Origin of the sequence: Paenibacillus sp. ATY16 (assembly GCF_003399985.2) — a bacterium.
GTDB classification, from domain to species: domain Bacteria; phylum Bacillota; class Bacilli; order Paenibacillales; family Paenibacillaceae; genus Pristimantibacillus; species Pristimantibacillus glycanilyticus.
This window is the reverse complement of record NZ_NMOK02000003.1, coordinates 1-15,047: the sequence shown is the minus strand read 5'-3', so window position 1 is coordinate 15,047 and position 15,047 is coordinate 1. Positions and strand designations below refer to the sequence as shown.

The 15,047-nt window shown below is 51.0% G+C and carries 9 protein-coding genes; 5 read left to right on the top strand and 4 right to left on the bottom strand.

The annotated features are described in order from the left end of the window. The first annotated feature begins 506 nt into the window (after positions 1-506). Positions 507-4,466, top strand: coding sequence for an endo-1,4-beta-xylanase (locus tag CFI03_RS02780; RefSeq protein ID WP_248756416.1), 3,960 nt, complete (start codon positions 507-509; stop codon positions 4,464-4,466). Positions 4,467-4,547: 81 nt separating this feature from the next. On the opposite strand, the gene CFI03_RS02775 is transcribed toward CFI03_RS02780, so the two are convergent. Then, positions 4,548-5,786: an MFS transporter gene (locus CFI03_RS02775; protein WP_248756415.1), complete on the bottom strand. Its 1,239-nt coding sequence runs from the start codon at positions 5,784-5,786 to the stop codon at positions 4,548-4,550. 188 nt (positions 5,787-5,974) lie between these two features. On the opposite strand from CFI03_RS02775, the gene CFI03_RS02770 reads away from it, so the two are divergent. After that, the gene (locus CFI03_RS02770) at positions 5,975-6,337 is read left to right on the top strand and encodes a DUF423 domain-containing protein (protein WP_248756414.1); all 363 of its coding nucleotides are present in this window, start codon (positions 5,975-5,977) and stop codon (positions 6,335-6,337) included. Between the two features lie 226 nt (positions 6,338-6,563). Here the strand turns inward: CFI03_RS02770 and CFI03_RS02765 are convergent, their stop codons facing one another. After that, a complete protein-coding gene (locus tag CFI03_RS02765) occupies positions 6,564-6,842 on the bottom strand; it encodes a DUF2277 domain-containing protein (RefSeq protein WP_201007183.1) in 279 nt (92 codons plus the stop codon). Between the two features lie 149 nt (positions 6,843-6,991). Next, entirely contained in the window at positions 6,992-7,621 is a 630-nt protein-coding gene (locus tag CFI03_RS02760; RefSeq protein ID WP_248756413.1) for a YfbR-like 5'-deoxynucleotidase, read from the bottom strand. 224 nt (positions 7,622-7,845) lie between these two features. Here CFI03_RS02760 and CFI03_RS02755 point away from each other — a divergent pair, with 224 nt between their 5' ends. The 3 genes from CFI03_RS02755 to CFI03_RS02745 all read left to right on the top strand — a co-directional run bounded on the left by CFI03_RS02755 (position 7,846) and on the right by CFI03_RS02745 (position 13,840). Continuing rightward, positions 7,846-10,623 (top strand): glycoside hydrolase family 3 C-terminal domain-containing protein, encoded by a 2,778-nt coding sequence (locus CFI03_RS02755; RefSeq protein WP_248756412.1) that lies wholly within the window; start codon positions 7,846-7,848, stop codon positions 10,621-10,623. A gap of 147 nt (positions 10,624-10,770) precedes the next feature. Next, positions 10,771-11,928: a YecA family protein gene (locus CFI03_RS02750; RefSeq protein WP_248756411.1), complete on the top strand. Its 1,158-nt coding sequence runs from the start codon at positions 10,771-10,773 to the stop codon at positions 11,926-11,928. Positions 11,929-12,085: 157 nt separating this feature from the next. Beyond that, positions 12,086-13,840 (top strand): methyl-accepting chemotaxis protein, encoded by a 1,755-nt coding sequence (locus CFI03_RS02745; RefSeq protein WP_248756410.1) that lies wholly within the window; start codon positions 12,086-12,088, stop codon positions 13,838-13,840. A 27-nt stretch (positions 13,841-13,867) separates the two neighbouring features. On the opposite strand, the gene CFI03_RS02740 is transcribed toward CFI03_RS02745, so the two are convergent. Continuing rightward, positions 13,868-14,728, bottom strand: a complete 861-nt coding sequence (locus CFI03_RS02740) for a chemotaxis protein (RefSeq protein ID WP_127498306.1) — start codon at positions 14,726-14,728, stop codon at positions 13,868-13,870. Positions 14,729-15,047 lie beyond the last annotated feature (319 nt).

Here is a 15,047-nt window from a genome sequence, read left to right as displayed (position 1 = left end):
TTATATGGACTTCCACCTGCTAAACTCCACAACCGAGCTTGGTCACACCGGAAGATGAGCTATAAAATATAGTAGTTTCTTCTTTAATTTGTATACTGTAAAGCGCTTTCATGTGTATTATCATTTAATTGACCTATCACGAAAGGAGGACATGTTCGTGATACTATGTAAAGATTTGAAAGGAGGCCTCCTTTTTTATCATGTAAGTGTAAGCGCTTTATCGTGAGATGACCCTTATTTAAGGGGCATACAACATGTCCAAAAGGACTTTGGCGCTGCTTTGCAGCCTATTGCTGGTCGTTCGCGTCGATGCCCTTCGCCGCGTTGACAGTGGCAGCGGCTGACAGTTCCGGCAGTACGGTTCTTTGGTAGCAGGACACTAACACGTTACAGGTTTGGTTGTAAAAGAAAACCTTAGTTTCGCAAGGCTCGGCGAATGCCGGGAGGCTTTATAATCGTTTTGGAGGGGAAGTAACGCGATGAATAAACGGTTAAAGCAGATTTTGATGATAGTGTTTGTGGTTGCCTTGTTGTTGCCGCAGTTTGGGATCAACCAGAAGGCGAGTGCGGCGGAAAGTTCCGGCAGTACGAATGGAAATTATGCTTTAAAAGTTCAAACCACAGGCGGGCACCAGTGGGATGGCGCGCAAATAGACACAGGGGCAAGCGGCTTAAACCTCGTTGCCGGCACAACCTACACCTTCTCATACGACTTATACACCCCTGACCAAGATGTGGCGGGCATTGTTCTGCAGACCAACGGAAACTACAACTGGATTAAAAATACGGGAGCTTTAAGTGCGGCAAGCCCCGGTTGGACTTCATACACTGCGAATTATACTTACTTAGCCGCAAGCGGTGCACAGATTCAGTTTGTTAAAATCGGTGATAGCGGAGTTACGGATGCAAAGAATATAACTTACTACATCGACAACTTTGTTGTTAAAGACGCAAGCGATAATGTCGTTTACAAGGCTGACTTTGACGACCAAACGGCTGGCGGATTTATAAAAAGTGGCGATGCTACATTAACTACGGTAGTAACCGATTATTTCTTAAAGGTTCAAACCACAGGCGGGCACCAGTGGGATGGCGCGCAAATAGCCACAGGGGCAAGCGGCTTGAACCTAGAGGATGGCAAAACCTACACCTTCTCATATGACTTGTACACACCTGACCAAGATGTGGCAGGCATTCTTCTACAAACTAGCGGCTACAACTGGATTAAAAACTCAGGAGCTTTAAGCGCGGCAAGCCCAGCTTGGAATTCCTATTCAGCGACGTATACTTATACGGCCGCCACAAGCGGGTCCTATATTCAGTTTGTTAAAACCGGTGATAGCGGAGCTACGGATGCAAAGAATATAACTTACTACATCGACAACTTTATTGTTAAAGACGCAAGCGATAATGTCGTTTACAAGGCTGACTTTGACGACAAAGCGGCTGACGGATTTACAAAAAGTGCGGATGCTACATTAACTATTGTTAATAGTATGAGTGCAGTAACAACACCAACGATTAACCCAGATGTACTCTCCTTGCAAAGCATTAAGAATACGTACCCGGATTATTTGATGGGCAACATCATCGGCCCCTATTACATGCATGACCCAATCATGCCCGTCCTGAAAGCCCAGTTCGGCGTTGTGACGCCTGAAAATGCGATGAAGCCAGCTTCGCTGATCGGTACCAGCGCCTCTACGCATGATGTTGCGGATCTGAACTTTACCGAAGCGGACACGGAGCTTCAGAGCGCGATCGACAATGGCCTGAAAGTACATGGGCATACGCTCGTCTGGGAAGGGCAGTCGATTCCGTGGCTGAACAACGCTAAGATCTCCGACTCTGACTCGACTCCGTCCAACCCAGGTCTGACCGCGGATGGGGCGTATGCGAACATGAACGCGTATATTAACACGGTTCTCAAGCATTTTGACGGCAAGTTCAACGCGAGCACGCAGAACATCATCTCGTGGGACGTCGTCAACGAAGCGATGGGGGGGAGCGTCCGTGACAGCTCTCTTAGTCCGACAGACTGGCACAGCTACCTGAAATCCACCCCGTGGCTGAAAGCGACGGACGCGAACTATGTCGAACAGGCGTTCAAGTACGCTCGTGCAGCGGAGCCGGATTACAACGTCCTGTTGTACTACAACGACTATAGCATGGACGACCAGAATAAGGCCGCGGCAGTTCGCGACATGGTGAAAGACATCAATAGCCGCTGGGCTGCAGATCACCCAGGAAAGCAGCTCATTCAGGGTGTCGGCATGCAAGAACATAACGGCCTCGGCACCAACCCTAATAATACCCGCAAGTCGATCCAAATGTTCAAGGATATTGGCGTCAAAGTCTCAATCAGCGAGCTGGACATCTCCGCTGGCACGGACGGAACGCAGACTGCCGATCAGAAAACAGCCCAAGCCGCACAGTACGCGCGGTTGATGCAAGTTTATACCGATCCTGCCTTCAAGGACACAGTGCAGCGTATCACACTCTGGGGACTGACAGACACTAACAGCTGGTTGGCTTCCGGCAGCCCGTTGCTGTTCGACGGCAACCTGTACCCGAAAGAGGCGTTTAATGCCGTGATTGACCCGGCCGGATACCTTGCGAATTACCACGCTCCGACAAAGCCTGCTGGGGGCAAAACCACTACAGCGGCAAAGGGAACGCCGACTATCGATGGCAATATGGACGGCATTTGGAATACGGCAACGCCTATCGATATCAATGTAACGCAGGCAGGCAACACGAAGGCGGATACGCACATGCCGGTCGCTACCGCTCGCGTGTTGTGGGACAACGCGAACCTGTACGTAATCGCGCAGGTGACCAAAGATCCGACTGAACCGTTGGACAAGGGGAACGCAAACCCTTGGGAGCAGGATTCAGTCGAAGTAGTTGTTGACCTGACGAACGGGTCCAGCGCAATGTACTCGAACGCTTCCGGGCATTACCGCGTTCGGTATGACGGCTTTGCGTCGGTAGACGCAGCCATGACGGATAATCAGGGCATTGCAACGAAGATGACCTCCGCGACGACGTATGACGAGACGACGAACTCCTACACCGTCGAGATGAAGATTCCGTTTATCCAGATTACGCCTGAGATTGGCACTCAGATCGGCTTTGACGTTCAGGTAAATGACGCGAAGGCCGGTGCGCGCATTGGCGCGTTCGCTTGGAACGACGCTACCGGAACGGCTTATCAGGATCTATTCAAGATTGGCACGTTGCAATTTGCTGCAGCAGGGTCGATCACTTCACCACCTAGCGGCGGTACGCCATCGCAGGGATCTAGCATCACAGTCGATAAAAATCATATCACTGCAAAGGCTCAACCGGACAGCAACGGTACAGCTTCCGTAACCATCAGTGCGAGTGATCTCCATCAAGGAGTCAGTCAATCAACAGACAAATCCGTGACGATTCAAGTGCAACACGCTGCCGGCGTTAAAGAAGTTCAAGTAAACTTGCCGACAGATCAAGTTCTAGCGCTGTCGGATCAGATCCAATCGATCGCTATCGACACCGGTTTGGCCACTGTTTCAATCGATCCGAATTTGCTGAAGCACAGCGGTGCGAGCGGAACTGGTAACGTCCAATTGTCCGTATCTGTCGTAGACCCGGCTTCGCTGCCCGACGCGGCAAGGAGCCAAGTAGGCGGAAATACCGTCTATAATTTCAACTTAAGCGTCAACGGCACGAAAATTACGAAATTTACCGGTAATGACGTTAAAGTCAGCATGGATTACACCTTGAAGCCGGGTGAAAATCCAAACAATGTCGTCATCTATTACATCGATGATAACGGCAAGCTGGAAATCGTCAAAAACGGGAAGTACAACATGGCGACGGGCAAAATCCAATTTACTCCGAAGCACTTCAGCAAATACGTCGCTAAGGTCAATGGATCTACATTCAAAGACGTGAACGATGTACCTTGGGCGGTGGAAAGCATCCAAGCTCTCGAAGCGCGGGGTATTGTTGCCGGAGTTAAAACTGGAACTTTCGCGCCAAACAATCAGGTGACCAGAGCAGAGTTCATCCAAATGCTGATGAATGCAATTGATCCGAACAGCGACAAGGCAACCAGCACCTTTACAGATGTGAAGGAAGGCGCCTGGTATTATCAAGCAATTGCTTCGGCCCAACAGCTCGGTATCGTTAACGGGAAAGCGGATGGATCTTACGGCATCAACGATGCAATCAGCAGACAGGAAATGGCCGCTATGCTGTATCGTGCCGCAGCGAAGGCAAATGTAAAACTTCCAAATACGGTTAATGAACTCAAGTTTGCCGATGATTCAAGCATTTCGGACTATGCAGCACAAGCAATTAAAGCATTGCAGCAAGCAGGAATCGTGAACGGCATGGAGGATGGGAAGTTTGCCCCTGCCAGCAACGCAACGCGCGCTCAAGCAGCAGTTATTATTTACGGATTGTTTAAATTATTGTAAGTTCAGACATCGCAACAAAGAAGCCTTCCTCCCATTACCGCGGGGGGAAGGCTTCTTTTTTAAAGTGATATTTTCGCCTTCTTATACTAGAACCTTCTTTTTCTCCCGAAACAATAGGAAGAACAGCATTGAAGCCGTTACATACAAAAACCCAGTGATGCTAAACGTAATGGCATATCCCCAGTAGTAGCCATTAGCCGTAATGAGATGGGAGTGGAGAGGACCCATCGTGGCCCATCCCATCATGAAGGCGGTCTGCATACAGGAATTGGCTAAGCTTTGTTTCTTGGCGGAGACCCGGTCCATAAGCGTAGCGGATAGGAGCGGATTAGCCGCGTTCATTAGGGCCTGCCGGAATAAGAAGCTGATTGAAGCTACAATAAGCATATTGGTGAAGCCGGTAATCAGCAGGAACGGAAGTGATAAGGTCTGGAAAATCACGATTGCTTTCACCTGTCCGACCCGGTTAACCAGCTTTGGACCAATCAGCATGGAGAAGATGGTCATGACTTGTCCAAGCGCCAGCAGGAAGCTCATCCCGCTTAGCGAAATTGAGAACCGATTCGTAAAATACAAATTTAAGTAAGGAATGACAAGTCCGGAACCAATTCCGATTAGCAGTTCCACAGCCGCAAACGCTGCGATAAAGCTAAATTCCCCTTTTGTCGGAGTAGATTGGTTGATCGCCGCTGCGGCAGGTTTCTCAGGCTGCTTCGTTTCCTTCAAAGCCTGCAAGGGCAGGAAGGCAACTATTGTTGCTATACTGCCCGCAAACAAAACAAGCTTGAACGAAAGCCTTTCACTTAATCCTGCTGCTTGCAATACATCAGAGATAACACCTCCTCCAAGGCTTCCAGCCACTTGGGCAGCAAGGACAAAGGCAGAGTAGATGCTGAATATGCGCAGCCTGTGTGTCTTAGCCACATTGGCGGCAAGGAAGGGAATCGCAAGTACTTGAAAGATGGTAGCAAATAAGCCAGTTAGGACTGCGGTGATCAGGAGGCTGCTCTCTGATTCGAAAAAAGAGCGTCCAACGAGTACGACTCCGCTGCATAAGGCGCCAATGACGAGTAATCTCTTGCGGCTGCCGCGATCACCAAATAAGCCAATCGGGATAAAACATAAAGCCGTCGCAAGAGACTGCATGCTGACTACGGTTCCGCTCATGGCATCTGGATAGCCAAGCTCATGGATATATAAGTTGTATAATACCGAGAAAAGCCCCGTTCCGAATTGATATAACATGTTCGCAAGGAAGAATAGGCGAATGTTGCGGGACCAGCCGTTCCACTCTGCGGTGGTGGATTGAATGAATTTCATGATGTAAGTGCCTCCTGGTGCTATTCCAACCACCTACACTACTACCACGGCAGCTATAAAGCAATCGGAAATTATTGTGGATCATGGTATGCTAAAATGAATAATCACACTTACAGTCCTGTTTGATCTATATGTGATTATTCGTACTTCGTAAGCATTATAGTAGATAATTGAGATGAGGGATTAGGATGCAGACGTTTGTTGTGCTTGGCAGTATTCTGATGGCTGTAGCGGTTGCGATCGGTGCGTTTGGCGCACATGCGCTGAAGAGCAAGATCGAACCTGATAAGCTCAAGGTGTATGAGACGGGTGTGCAGTACCACATTATCCACGCATTGGGATTAATCGGCGTTGGCCTCTTGGCGGACCGTTATCCGGATGCAGGCATTATCGTAACGGGAGGCTGGTTCCTGGCGGCGGGAATCGTCCTTTTCTCCGGCAGTTTGTATGTATTAAGTATGAAAAGAGTGCGCCCGCTTGGCCCGGTCACGCCGCTTGGCGGCTTGTCCTTTATAATTGGCTGGGTGCTGATTGCGATTGGCGTACTATAAGACAAGAAGACATCCGCCCCAGAAAGAGGGAAGATGTCTTCTTTTTGATTGACGGGAAGTGGGGTTGTTTTCTTCCGGCTTCCTCGTTGAAGCTATCTCGTTTGTCTGCCACATCTGGGGTATCGTGAAGTAGACAAAGGTTCGATGTTACGGTGGACAGGGCTTCTGCAGAAGAGGCAGCCTAAGCTTCGCCGGAACATGGCTGCGGCTGTCCCTTCAGTCTCAACTACTCGGAACCGTTGCCAAAGCGCTTCGCGTTTCGAATCCGCGCGCGTTCGATCTCGACCTCGCGGTTGCGCGGCTCGGCATTCGTGACCAGCGAGCCGAGCAGCTTGCGCGCCGCCTCCGCGACCTCCTCGATCGCTAGATGGAACGCTTCCTCATTCGCCTTGGACGGCGTGTTGAATCCAGACAATTTGCGGACGAACTGGAGCGCTGCCGCCTGAATTTCCTCATCGGATGCCGGCGGATCGAAATTATACAGCGTCTTAATATTTCGGCACATAAAGCTTCTCCTTTCGGTTGTCCAACGTTGCCTTTATGATACTATATCGACTGCGGCCGGGCCAGCCGAGTTCTTGCCGCTCCATGCTCATTAAATATAAAAAGCCAGCCGCAAGAGGCTGGCTTTAGTGCGATTGGGTAGGCAGGAGATTACTCGGCTAAAGCCTCTTTCGTAATCCGTTCGATATCAATCGGGGATTTCACGCCTTGCGCGACAAGGTCGGGGAGAATATGCGTGAGGAAGTAATCAACGCAATGGAGCTTGATTTCTTTGATTTTAATCAGGGCTGACCGGTACATGACGATAAATTCTTTTTCCGTGTTGCCCAGCTGCAGCTCGATAAAAGCTTCGTAGATCTGATCCAACTTATCCGCTACTTCGAGGATCTGGCCCTCCACGGACTGGTCCTTCCCTTCGCGCAGCTGTCTGCGGAAAGTTGGTTTGAACTCCTCCGGAATATGATCGTCGATAAAATGCGCGACCATGCCTTCTTCAACCTGCAGCAGCATCGAGCGCAGCTCCATGGAGTAATGCTTAACGGGGGTCTTGATGTCACCGATGAAAATTTCGCCATAGTCATGGCTGCTCGTAATTTCATAGAGCTTCTTCCAATCCACGGCGACTCCATTCATTTCTTCAATATCCGCCAAAGTCTTCGCGTATTGAACGACCTTCCAGGAATGCTCGGCTACGCTATGCGCCTGAAATTTAAATTTCCCCGGGCAGCGAATAATCCTCTCGAGGTCGGTTAACGACTGAAAGTACGTATGAATTCCCATAGGCTGAATTCCTTTCTTGGAATAAGGTAGTTTATATTCTGCTGCATGGCTCCAGTATATATCCCAATTGTTATTGGACCGTTAACGATATTTGGGAATTAATGTTTAAATTTCATTTGTACAATTAATATAGGAAAAAAGTTGAATGTTTATTATGTTTTCGCGATATAGAATTTGTTATGATAATAGTTAGTGCATGTAGAAACTTATTAGGAGATAACGTTATGAATACACATGGCATTCCATTAGAAGGTTTTGCGGCGTTCAGCAGGAAGGTTGCGGCGGAAGGAGCCGTTTTGCTTAAGAACGACGGACAAGTGCTCCCGGTTCGAAGCGGGGAAAGCGTTGCAATCTTTGGCCGGACGCAAGTGAATTACTACCGCAGCGGGACAGGGTCGGGCGGCAGCGTAAACGTAACCCATACGACAAATCTGCTGGACGGCATGCGGAGCAAGAAGAACGTTAAGGTTAACGAAGAGCTGGCAGCCGTTTACGAGAAATGGATTGAGCAAAATCCTTTCGATAACGGCGGAGGCGGCTGGGCGGCGGAGCCTTGGCATCAGAAGGAAATGCCGCTATCGGCAGAGCTTGTATCGCAGGCTAGAACCCAATCGGACAAGGCGATTGTTGTTATTGGACGCACGGCAGGCGAGGATCAGGACAATGCGGCAAAGCCGGGCAGCTATCTGCTGACGGATGAAGAGATCGCTATGCTGCAAGCCGTTACGGCGCAGTTCGAGCAAACGGCCGTTGTGCTGAACGTATCCAATATTATCGATATGAGCTGGTTAAACAGAGAGGAAATGAAATCGATTCCATCCGTTATCTACGCATGGCAAGGCGGTATGGAGGGCGGCAACGCGATTGCCGACGTGTTGGTTGGAGACGTAACGCCAAGCGGCAAATTAACGGATACGATTGCTTATTCGATTGACGATTATCCGTCGACCCGCAACTATGGCAATGAGCTCAACAACTTGTACGAGGAAGATATTTATGTAGGCTACCGCTACTTCGAGACGTTTGCGCCGGAGAAGGTTCAGTTCGAATTTGGTTATGGCTTGTCTTACGCAACCTTCGCCAGCGTGACGGAGCAGGCAAAGCTTGCGGTCAAAGACGGTAAGGAATATATCGAGCTTGGCGTTACGGTGACCAATACCGGTTCGGTCTACTCGGGTAAAGAAACGGTGCAGGCCTACTATGAAGCGCCGCAAGGCCAGCTGGGCAAGCCTGCAAAAGCACTGGCGGCATTCGCCAAGACCAAGGAGCTTCAACCTGGCGAATCGCAGCGGCTTACGTTAAGCTTCCCGGTTGATGCGATGGCCTCTTATGATGATGCAGGCGTGACAGGCCATCCTTCCGCATACGTGCTGGAAGCGGGGACGTACCGCATTTATGCAGGAAATAGCGTCCGGAATGTCTCGGCGGCAGCCGTAGACGGGCAAGAAGGCTATACCGTAGAAGCCCTTCGAGTAGTGGAGCAGCTTGCGGAGGCAATGGCTCCAACGGTCAGCTTCTCGCGATTGAAGCCAGGGGCTCGCAAGGAAGACGGCACGTATGAGCTGACTTCCGCGGAAGTGCCGGTTCGCAAGATTTCGCTTGCGGAGCGAATCGAGAACAACTTGCCGGCCAGCCTCGCGCAGACGGGCGATCAAGGCTACAAGCTGCAGGATGTAGCGAGCGGTAAAGCAAGCATGGAGTCCTTCATCGCACAGCTGAACGATGAAGATCTGGCTGCCATTGTCCGAGGTGAAGGCATGTCCAGCCCGAAGGTGACGTCGGGTACGGCGTCGGCTTTTGGCGGGGTGAGCGAAAATCTGCTTGGCTTCGGCATTCCGGTTGCCTGTACGGCGGACGGTCCATCGGGTATCCGTATGGACAGCGGCCATAAAGCTACGCAGGTAGCCATCGGTACCCTGCTTGCAGCGACATGGAATACGGAGCTTGTGGAGGAGCTGTATGTGCTGGAAGGGCGGGAGCTGCTCAGCAACGATATTGATGCCCTCCTTGGACCTGGCCTTAATATCCGCCGCAGCCCGCTCAACGGGCGCAACTTCGAATATTTCTCGGAGGACCCGCTGGTATCCGGGGCTTTTGCGGCAGCATGCACGCGCGGTATTATGAAGGGCGGCTCGAATGCGACGCTGAAGCATTTTGCCTGCAACAATCAGGAGCAATACCGTCATCGCGTGAACGCGGTTGTATCGGAGCGCGCGCTTCGCGAGATTTATCTGAAAGGGTTCGAGATTGCGGTTAAAGAGGGCGGAGCCAATTCGATCATGACCTCCTACAATCCGATTAACGGCCATTGGGCGGCATCGAACTATGATTTGAACACAACGATTCTTCGCGGCGAATGGGGCTTTAAAGGGATCGTTATGACCGACTGGTGGGCGGTTATGAATGATGTCACAGAGGGCGGCCAGGCTGACCGAAAGTTCACGAACTGGATGGTTCGTTCCCAGAACGATCTGTACATGGTGGTGTCCAACTACGGCGCGGAATCCAATGTATGGGGAGACAATACGCTGGAATCGCTGGAGAACGGAACGTTAACCCGCGGCGAGCTGCAGCGCAGCGCCATGAACATTTGCGATTTTATTATGAAAGCGCCGGTATTCGGGAGAGAGCTGGTGACCGAAGAGAAGGCAGAGCGGTTTGAGCCGGACGCGGAGCTGTCCGCGCCGCAAGCGCAGTCGCTGACCGACCGTGCCCAGGTGGTGTTTACGGCGGGAGAGCCGGCTGTGATGAAGGTCGAGCAAAGCGGCGTATACCGGATTACGGTACATTTGATGTCGACCGAGTTCGCATGGGCGCAAAGCGCATGCAACGTGCTGATCAACGGCAAGCTGATGACCACCGTTCAGACGAACGGCACGGAAAGCGCCTGGATCCGCCAGAAGCTGGTGAAGGTGGAGCTTCCGGCAGGTTTATATGAGCTTAAGCTGGATTTCGTGAAGCCGGGCCTGCAGATTGACTGGATTGAGTTCGTGCAGGAATAACGACCCTGCGTATGCGAGTGGGATGCCTTTGGGCATCCCCTTTTTATAGCCTCATTTGATATTATCCCGCTGTCCGTGTATGGTAGAGGCAGCGAAATTTTTGGATTGTTTTCTGAAATCATACAATTAAAGGAATGGTGTAACGTTTTGGATGAATTAATAAAAGAATTGCAGCAGATGAACATCCAGTATGCGATTAAAGGCGAGGTTAAGACCAGGCTTGCGGAGATTTTGCAGCTTCTGACAAAGGACAAGCTGAATCTGTTGGCCGGCAATTATGAGATTAAAGGACGCTCCAAGCTGAAGAAGCAAGAGCTTGCGGATGCGGTTCAAGCATCGATCATGACTTCGGAAGAATTGAGCATGGCGCTCCTCATGGCTACTTCCCAGGAGTGGGAGCTGCTGCAGAAGCTTCTGGTTGTTCCATCGCTGCAAGATGATACTGTGGTTCCCGGAGCTTATATTTTTCTGATGAACGCAGGACTTGTCTATTCGTTCTACGAGGAGGACAAGCTGTATTACGTACTGCCCGAAGAAGTGAAGGAGACATACGCGAAGGTTGTGAATCCGGCCTTGCTGAAGGAGCGCGAGCGCTGCCAGCAGGTATTCGACTATATTCTTGCGGCCACAAATTTATATGGCGTTTGCTCGTTTGATCAATTGATCGAGATCTACAATGCGCAGAACGAGGATCAGCTGAATGAGGCAGAGTTTGAACGCATCAGCCAATTGCTTACCCGACGGGAGCAGAGCTGGCATGTGGCGGATAACAGACTGCTTGCGGACTATTATGATGAGGACAATCAGGAGGAGCTGGAAGAACTGCTGGCAAGCGTTGCCGGCAAGCCTTACTATATCCCGGACAAACAAGAGTTTCTCCGCTATGCGGACTATGGCTACTATGAGGTAACGCCTCAACTGGCCGGACTCGAGAAGTATGTTCTCCAATATTTGTGCCCGGAAACAGACGTTGTCGAGGATCTTATCTCAGAAATTCAATTCGACTGCTCCATGGCAAAGCCGCTTGAAGAGATCATGATGGGCTTCGAAGCCCGGGGAATCGAGATTCCGTCAAGAGAGCAGCTGGAGATGGTTGTCCATCTGGTTATCAACGTATACAACAATACCCGGATGTGGTCGAATGGCGGCTTCAAGCCTAACGAACTGGATTCGTCCGGCGCGGGAGTGGCTCCTGTCAACAACGTCGTGCCGATGCAGCAGCGTGCCGGATCGGCCAAGGTTGGCCGGAACGAGCCATGTCCATGCGGAAGCGGGAAAAAATACAAGAAATGCTGCGGCGCTTAGTATAGCACTGGCGAGAACACCTTTAACCTTTACGGTTGAAGGTGTTTTTGTTTTTCCCTAATGGAGGAAAATGCCAGGGTTATGTCGAAACCTAAGGAAAAATAGGGAAATTTGTAGGATGGTAATTGGAATAACTAGTCGAAGGGGTAAAGACAGCATGTATATGTTTCGGAGCCGGTTGATACTGAAGTTAGCAGTGATGATATTGGCGATTCTCGTTCTTCTGTCATCTGCCTTGATCTACATTCAGGTTCAGAATACGAAAAAGGCAAGCGAGGAAGCGATCGGCAATTTCAATATTCATATGGCGGAGGCTTATGCCGGGCAGTTTGATGTAAGCGCTTATGCGGATTTTTTGAAGGACCGGAAGGAGAATGATCTGTACTGGTCGATCCGGGAGCAGATGAATGAGTACCGGGAACGTATCGGGGCGATGTACGTCTATACGGTGCAGATTAACGATAAGGGTGAACCGATTCTGCTAATCGACGGGCAGCCGAAGGATTCGGACTCCGCTTCGCCGATTGGCGAGGTAACGGATATTCCATCGGACGCTATCGGGAAGCTGAATAACGGGGAAACGGCCAAATCCGGCATCATCCGCAATGAGGAATACGGAGATTATATTTCCTCGTACGCTCCTTTGCGCGATGCGGGCGGTAAGATGATCGGCGTGCTTGGCATCGATACCGACGTATCGGTATCGAAAACGATCTATAAGGACGTTATCGGGGACAGCGTGCCGCTTTTTATCATTATGGGAGTGCTCACTCTACTCGTGTTCCTGTTTATTGCCTTCTTCCTGGCACGTACGCTTAGACCGCTCGGAGTTATCGTAAAAGGAGCCGAAGCGATTGCTCACGGCAATCTAGCGGAGGCAAGGCAGCAGCTTCAGGTAACGAAAGTGAAATCGAAGGACGAGATTGGACAAGTCTATTCGGCCATGACGCAGATGATCGCGCGGCTTGGCGTTACGCTTGAGGATGTCGTCCGCGATATGGCTTTGACTACTCAAAGCATTGTGCATTCCACGGAGCAGTTCGGCACCGAAGCAGCTCAGATGGTAGCGATGAACGAAAAGCTCGAGCATTCCGTAACGACGATGGCCGATGGCGCGCGTCATCAACGGATTGGAGCGGAAGAAAGCGCCAGCTCGATGGAGGATATTACGCAGGCGATCCAGCGCGTATCCGAGGCTTCCATGCAGGTATCAAGCGTATCGCATGAAGCGCTCGAATCGGCCGAGCACGGAAGGGAATCCATTCACGGGTTGCGGCAGCAGGTCGAGCTGATGGCCTCGGTAGCCAAGCAAACGGCAGATTCTGTGGAGCTTCTGCAAATCTATATGCAGCAGATTGAACCGGTGCTTCAGTCGATTACAAGCATCTCGGACCAGACGAAGCTGCTTGCGCTGAACGCTTCCATAGAAGCGGCCCGCGCAGGGGAGCATGGTTCGGGCTTCGCCATTGTAGCCGGAGAAGTGCGCAAGCTGGCCGAAGCGTCGGCTATCTCGGCATCTCAGGTAACATCTTTACTCGAACAGATTGGACAGGAGTCCGTTCACATCGGCGCGAGAATGCAGGCGGGCAGTGTCGAGATGGTAAAGGGCACGGAGCTGTCGGGCCGGGTAGAAGCGTTGTTTGACCGGACGATGGATCAGTTTATTCATGTAAACAGCCAGATTCAGGAGATCTCGGCAGCGGCTGAAGAGGTGCTGGCAGGCTCCGAGGAAGTAGCGGCTTCGGTTGAGCAGATCGCTCAGATTTCCCGCACAACCGCAGACAGCTCGGCCACCCTGGAGCAAATGTCGAAGCATCAATTGGAAGCAGCAAAGCGGATTGCCGACACAACCGAACAGCTGAAGAGCCGCAGCGCAGGCTTGGAAGCGGCGGTAGGCAAGTTTAAGCTCTAGTTATGCAAAGGAAAGAAGCCCTGCCTCTCATGGCAGGGCTTCTTCTTCGTAATACACCTGCAGTGTGCTCAGAGAATGAACAATCCGGTCGATGACGGCTTGCGTCTGAAAGTATTTGCGGTGGGATAAAGGCGTCCAGCTTAGCAGACCCGGGCACTCTACCTCGATATCCGCGGTGACCACTTTTTTATAGCGTTCGTTTAATGGCTTGATAGGATAAGCGATGACATCATCGGTGTCGTAGAAGTTCACCCACTCGCCAATCCCAAGTCCTTGAAGCGGTGGGGCGGGAACCGCAATCGGCACGCCAAAGTCCTTAAAGCGCAAAGCCCATACGGCAAGCGGGCTGCCTAGCGTATAGAAGTGAGTCAAAGTCTCGCCATGCACCAGCCTGGACTCGCTTGCTCCGATAACCTCCGAGACTTTGGGCGTCAGTTTGTTATTTTGCAAATCGTGGAAAAAGTTGCTCGATATGATAGACCCTAGGCTGTGAGAGATAATGCAGAGCGGAGCATCTTGTCCCGCGAGATCGGACAGGCGCTGCAGACATACGGCAAAACGCCGGTGAATCTCGTCATAAATATAATCATCGGGTGAAGGATCATTGTCGCGGGGGACAGCCTGATAGGCAATGGCTTCACCCAGCTGGTTAACGAAGAAGGGTCTTAACCGCATCCATTTGGCCCAGCGCAGCGGCTTGCTCCGAATACGGCTCCATAATCTTTCCTCCAGCCGGTTCACGATATCTCCCCAATAGATGCCTTCCACATACAGCTTTACGCTCGGATTCACAATAGCCATCTGGGCACACAGATTGTTGGCCAACTCGGCATGGAAATTCTCCCTGCTCTGTCCGATCCCATGTATGACAGCAACGGCAATTTTCACGGGGACAACCCCTTCCTATGCGCAGATCATAAATTAATGTATTCGCATACATTCGCTTTCGTTAAAGCAGGAGCCCTGCTAGATAAAGGAAGATGATGCCGTCCTGCGGCCGAATCCGAAAGGGAGTTGCGTTCGTTGCAGAGAGGGGCAAGTGGACTGCAGTGGAACGGAGAATGTTCTATGCCGAATGGTCATTCCACGCTACGCTGGATTTCATCCAGCGTAGCGTGGGTAAAACGTATCGCTGCCTCGTCTACAGTGGATTCCGTACAGTAAAATTCGCTTATATGGTCTTCTGTCAATTAAGTAGACACTTATT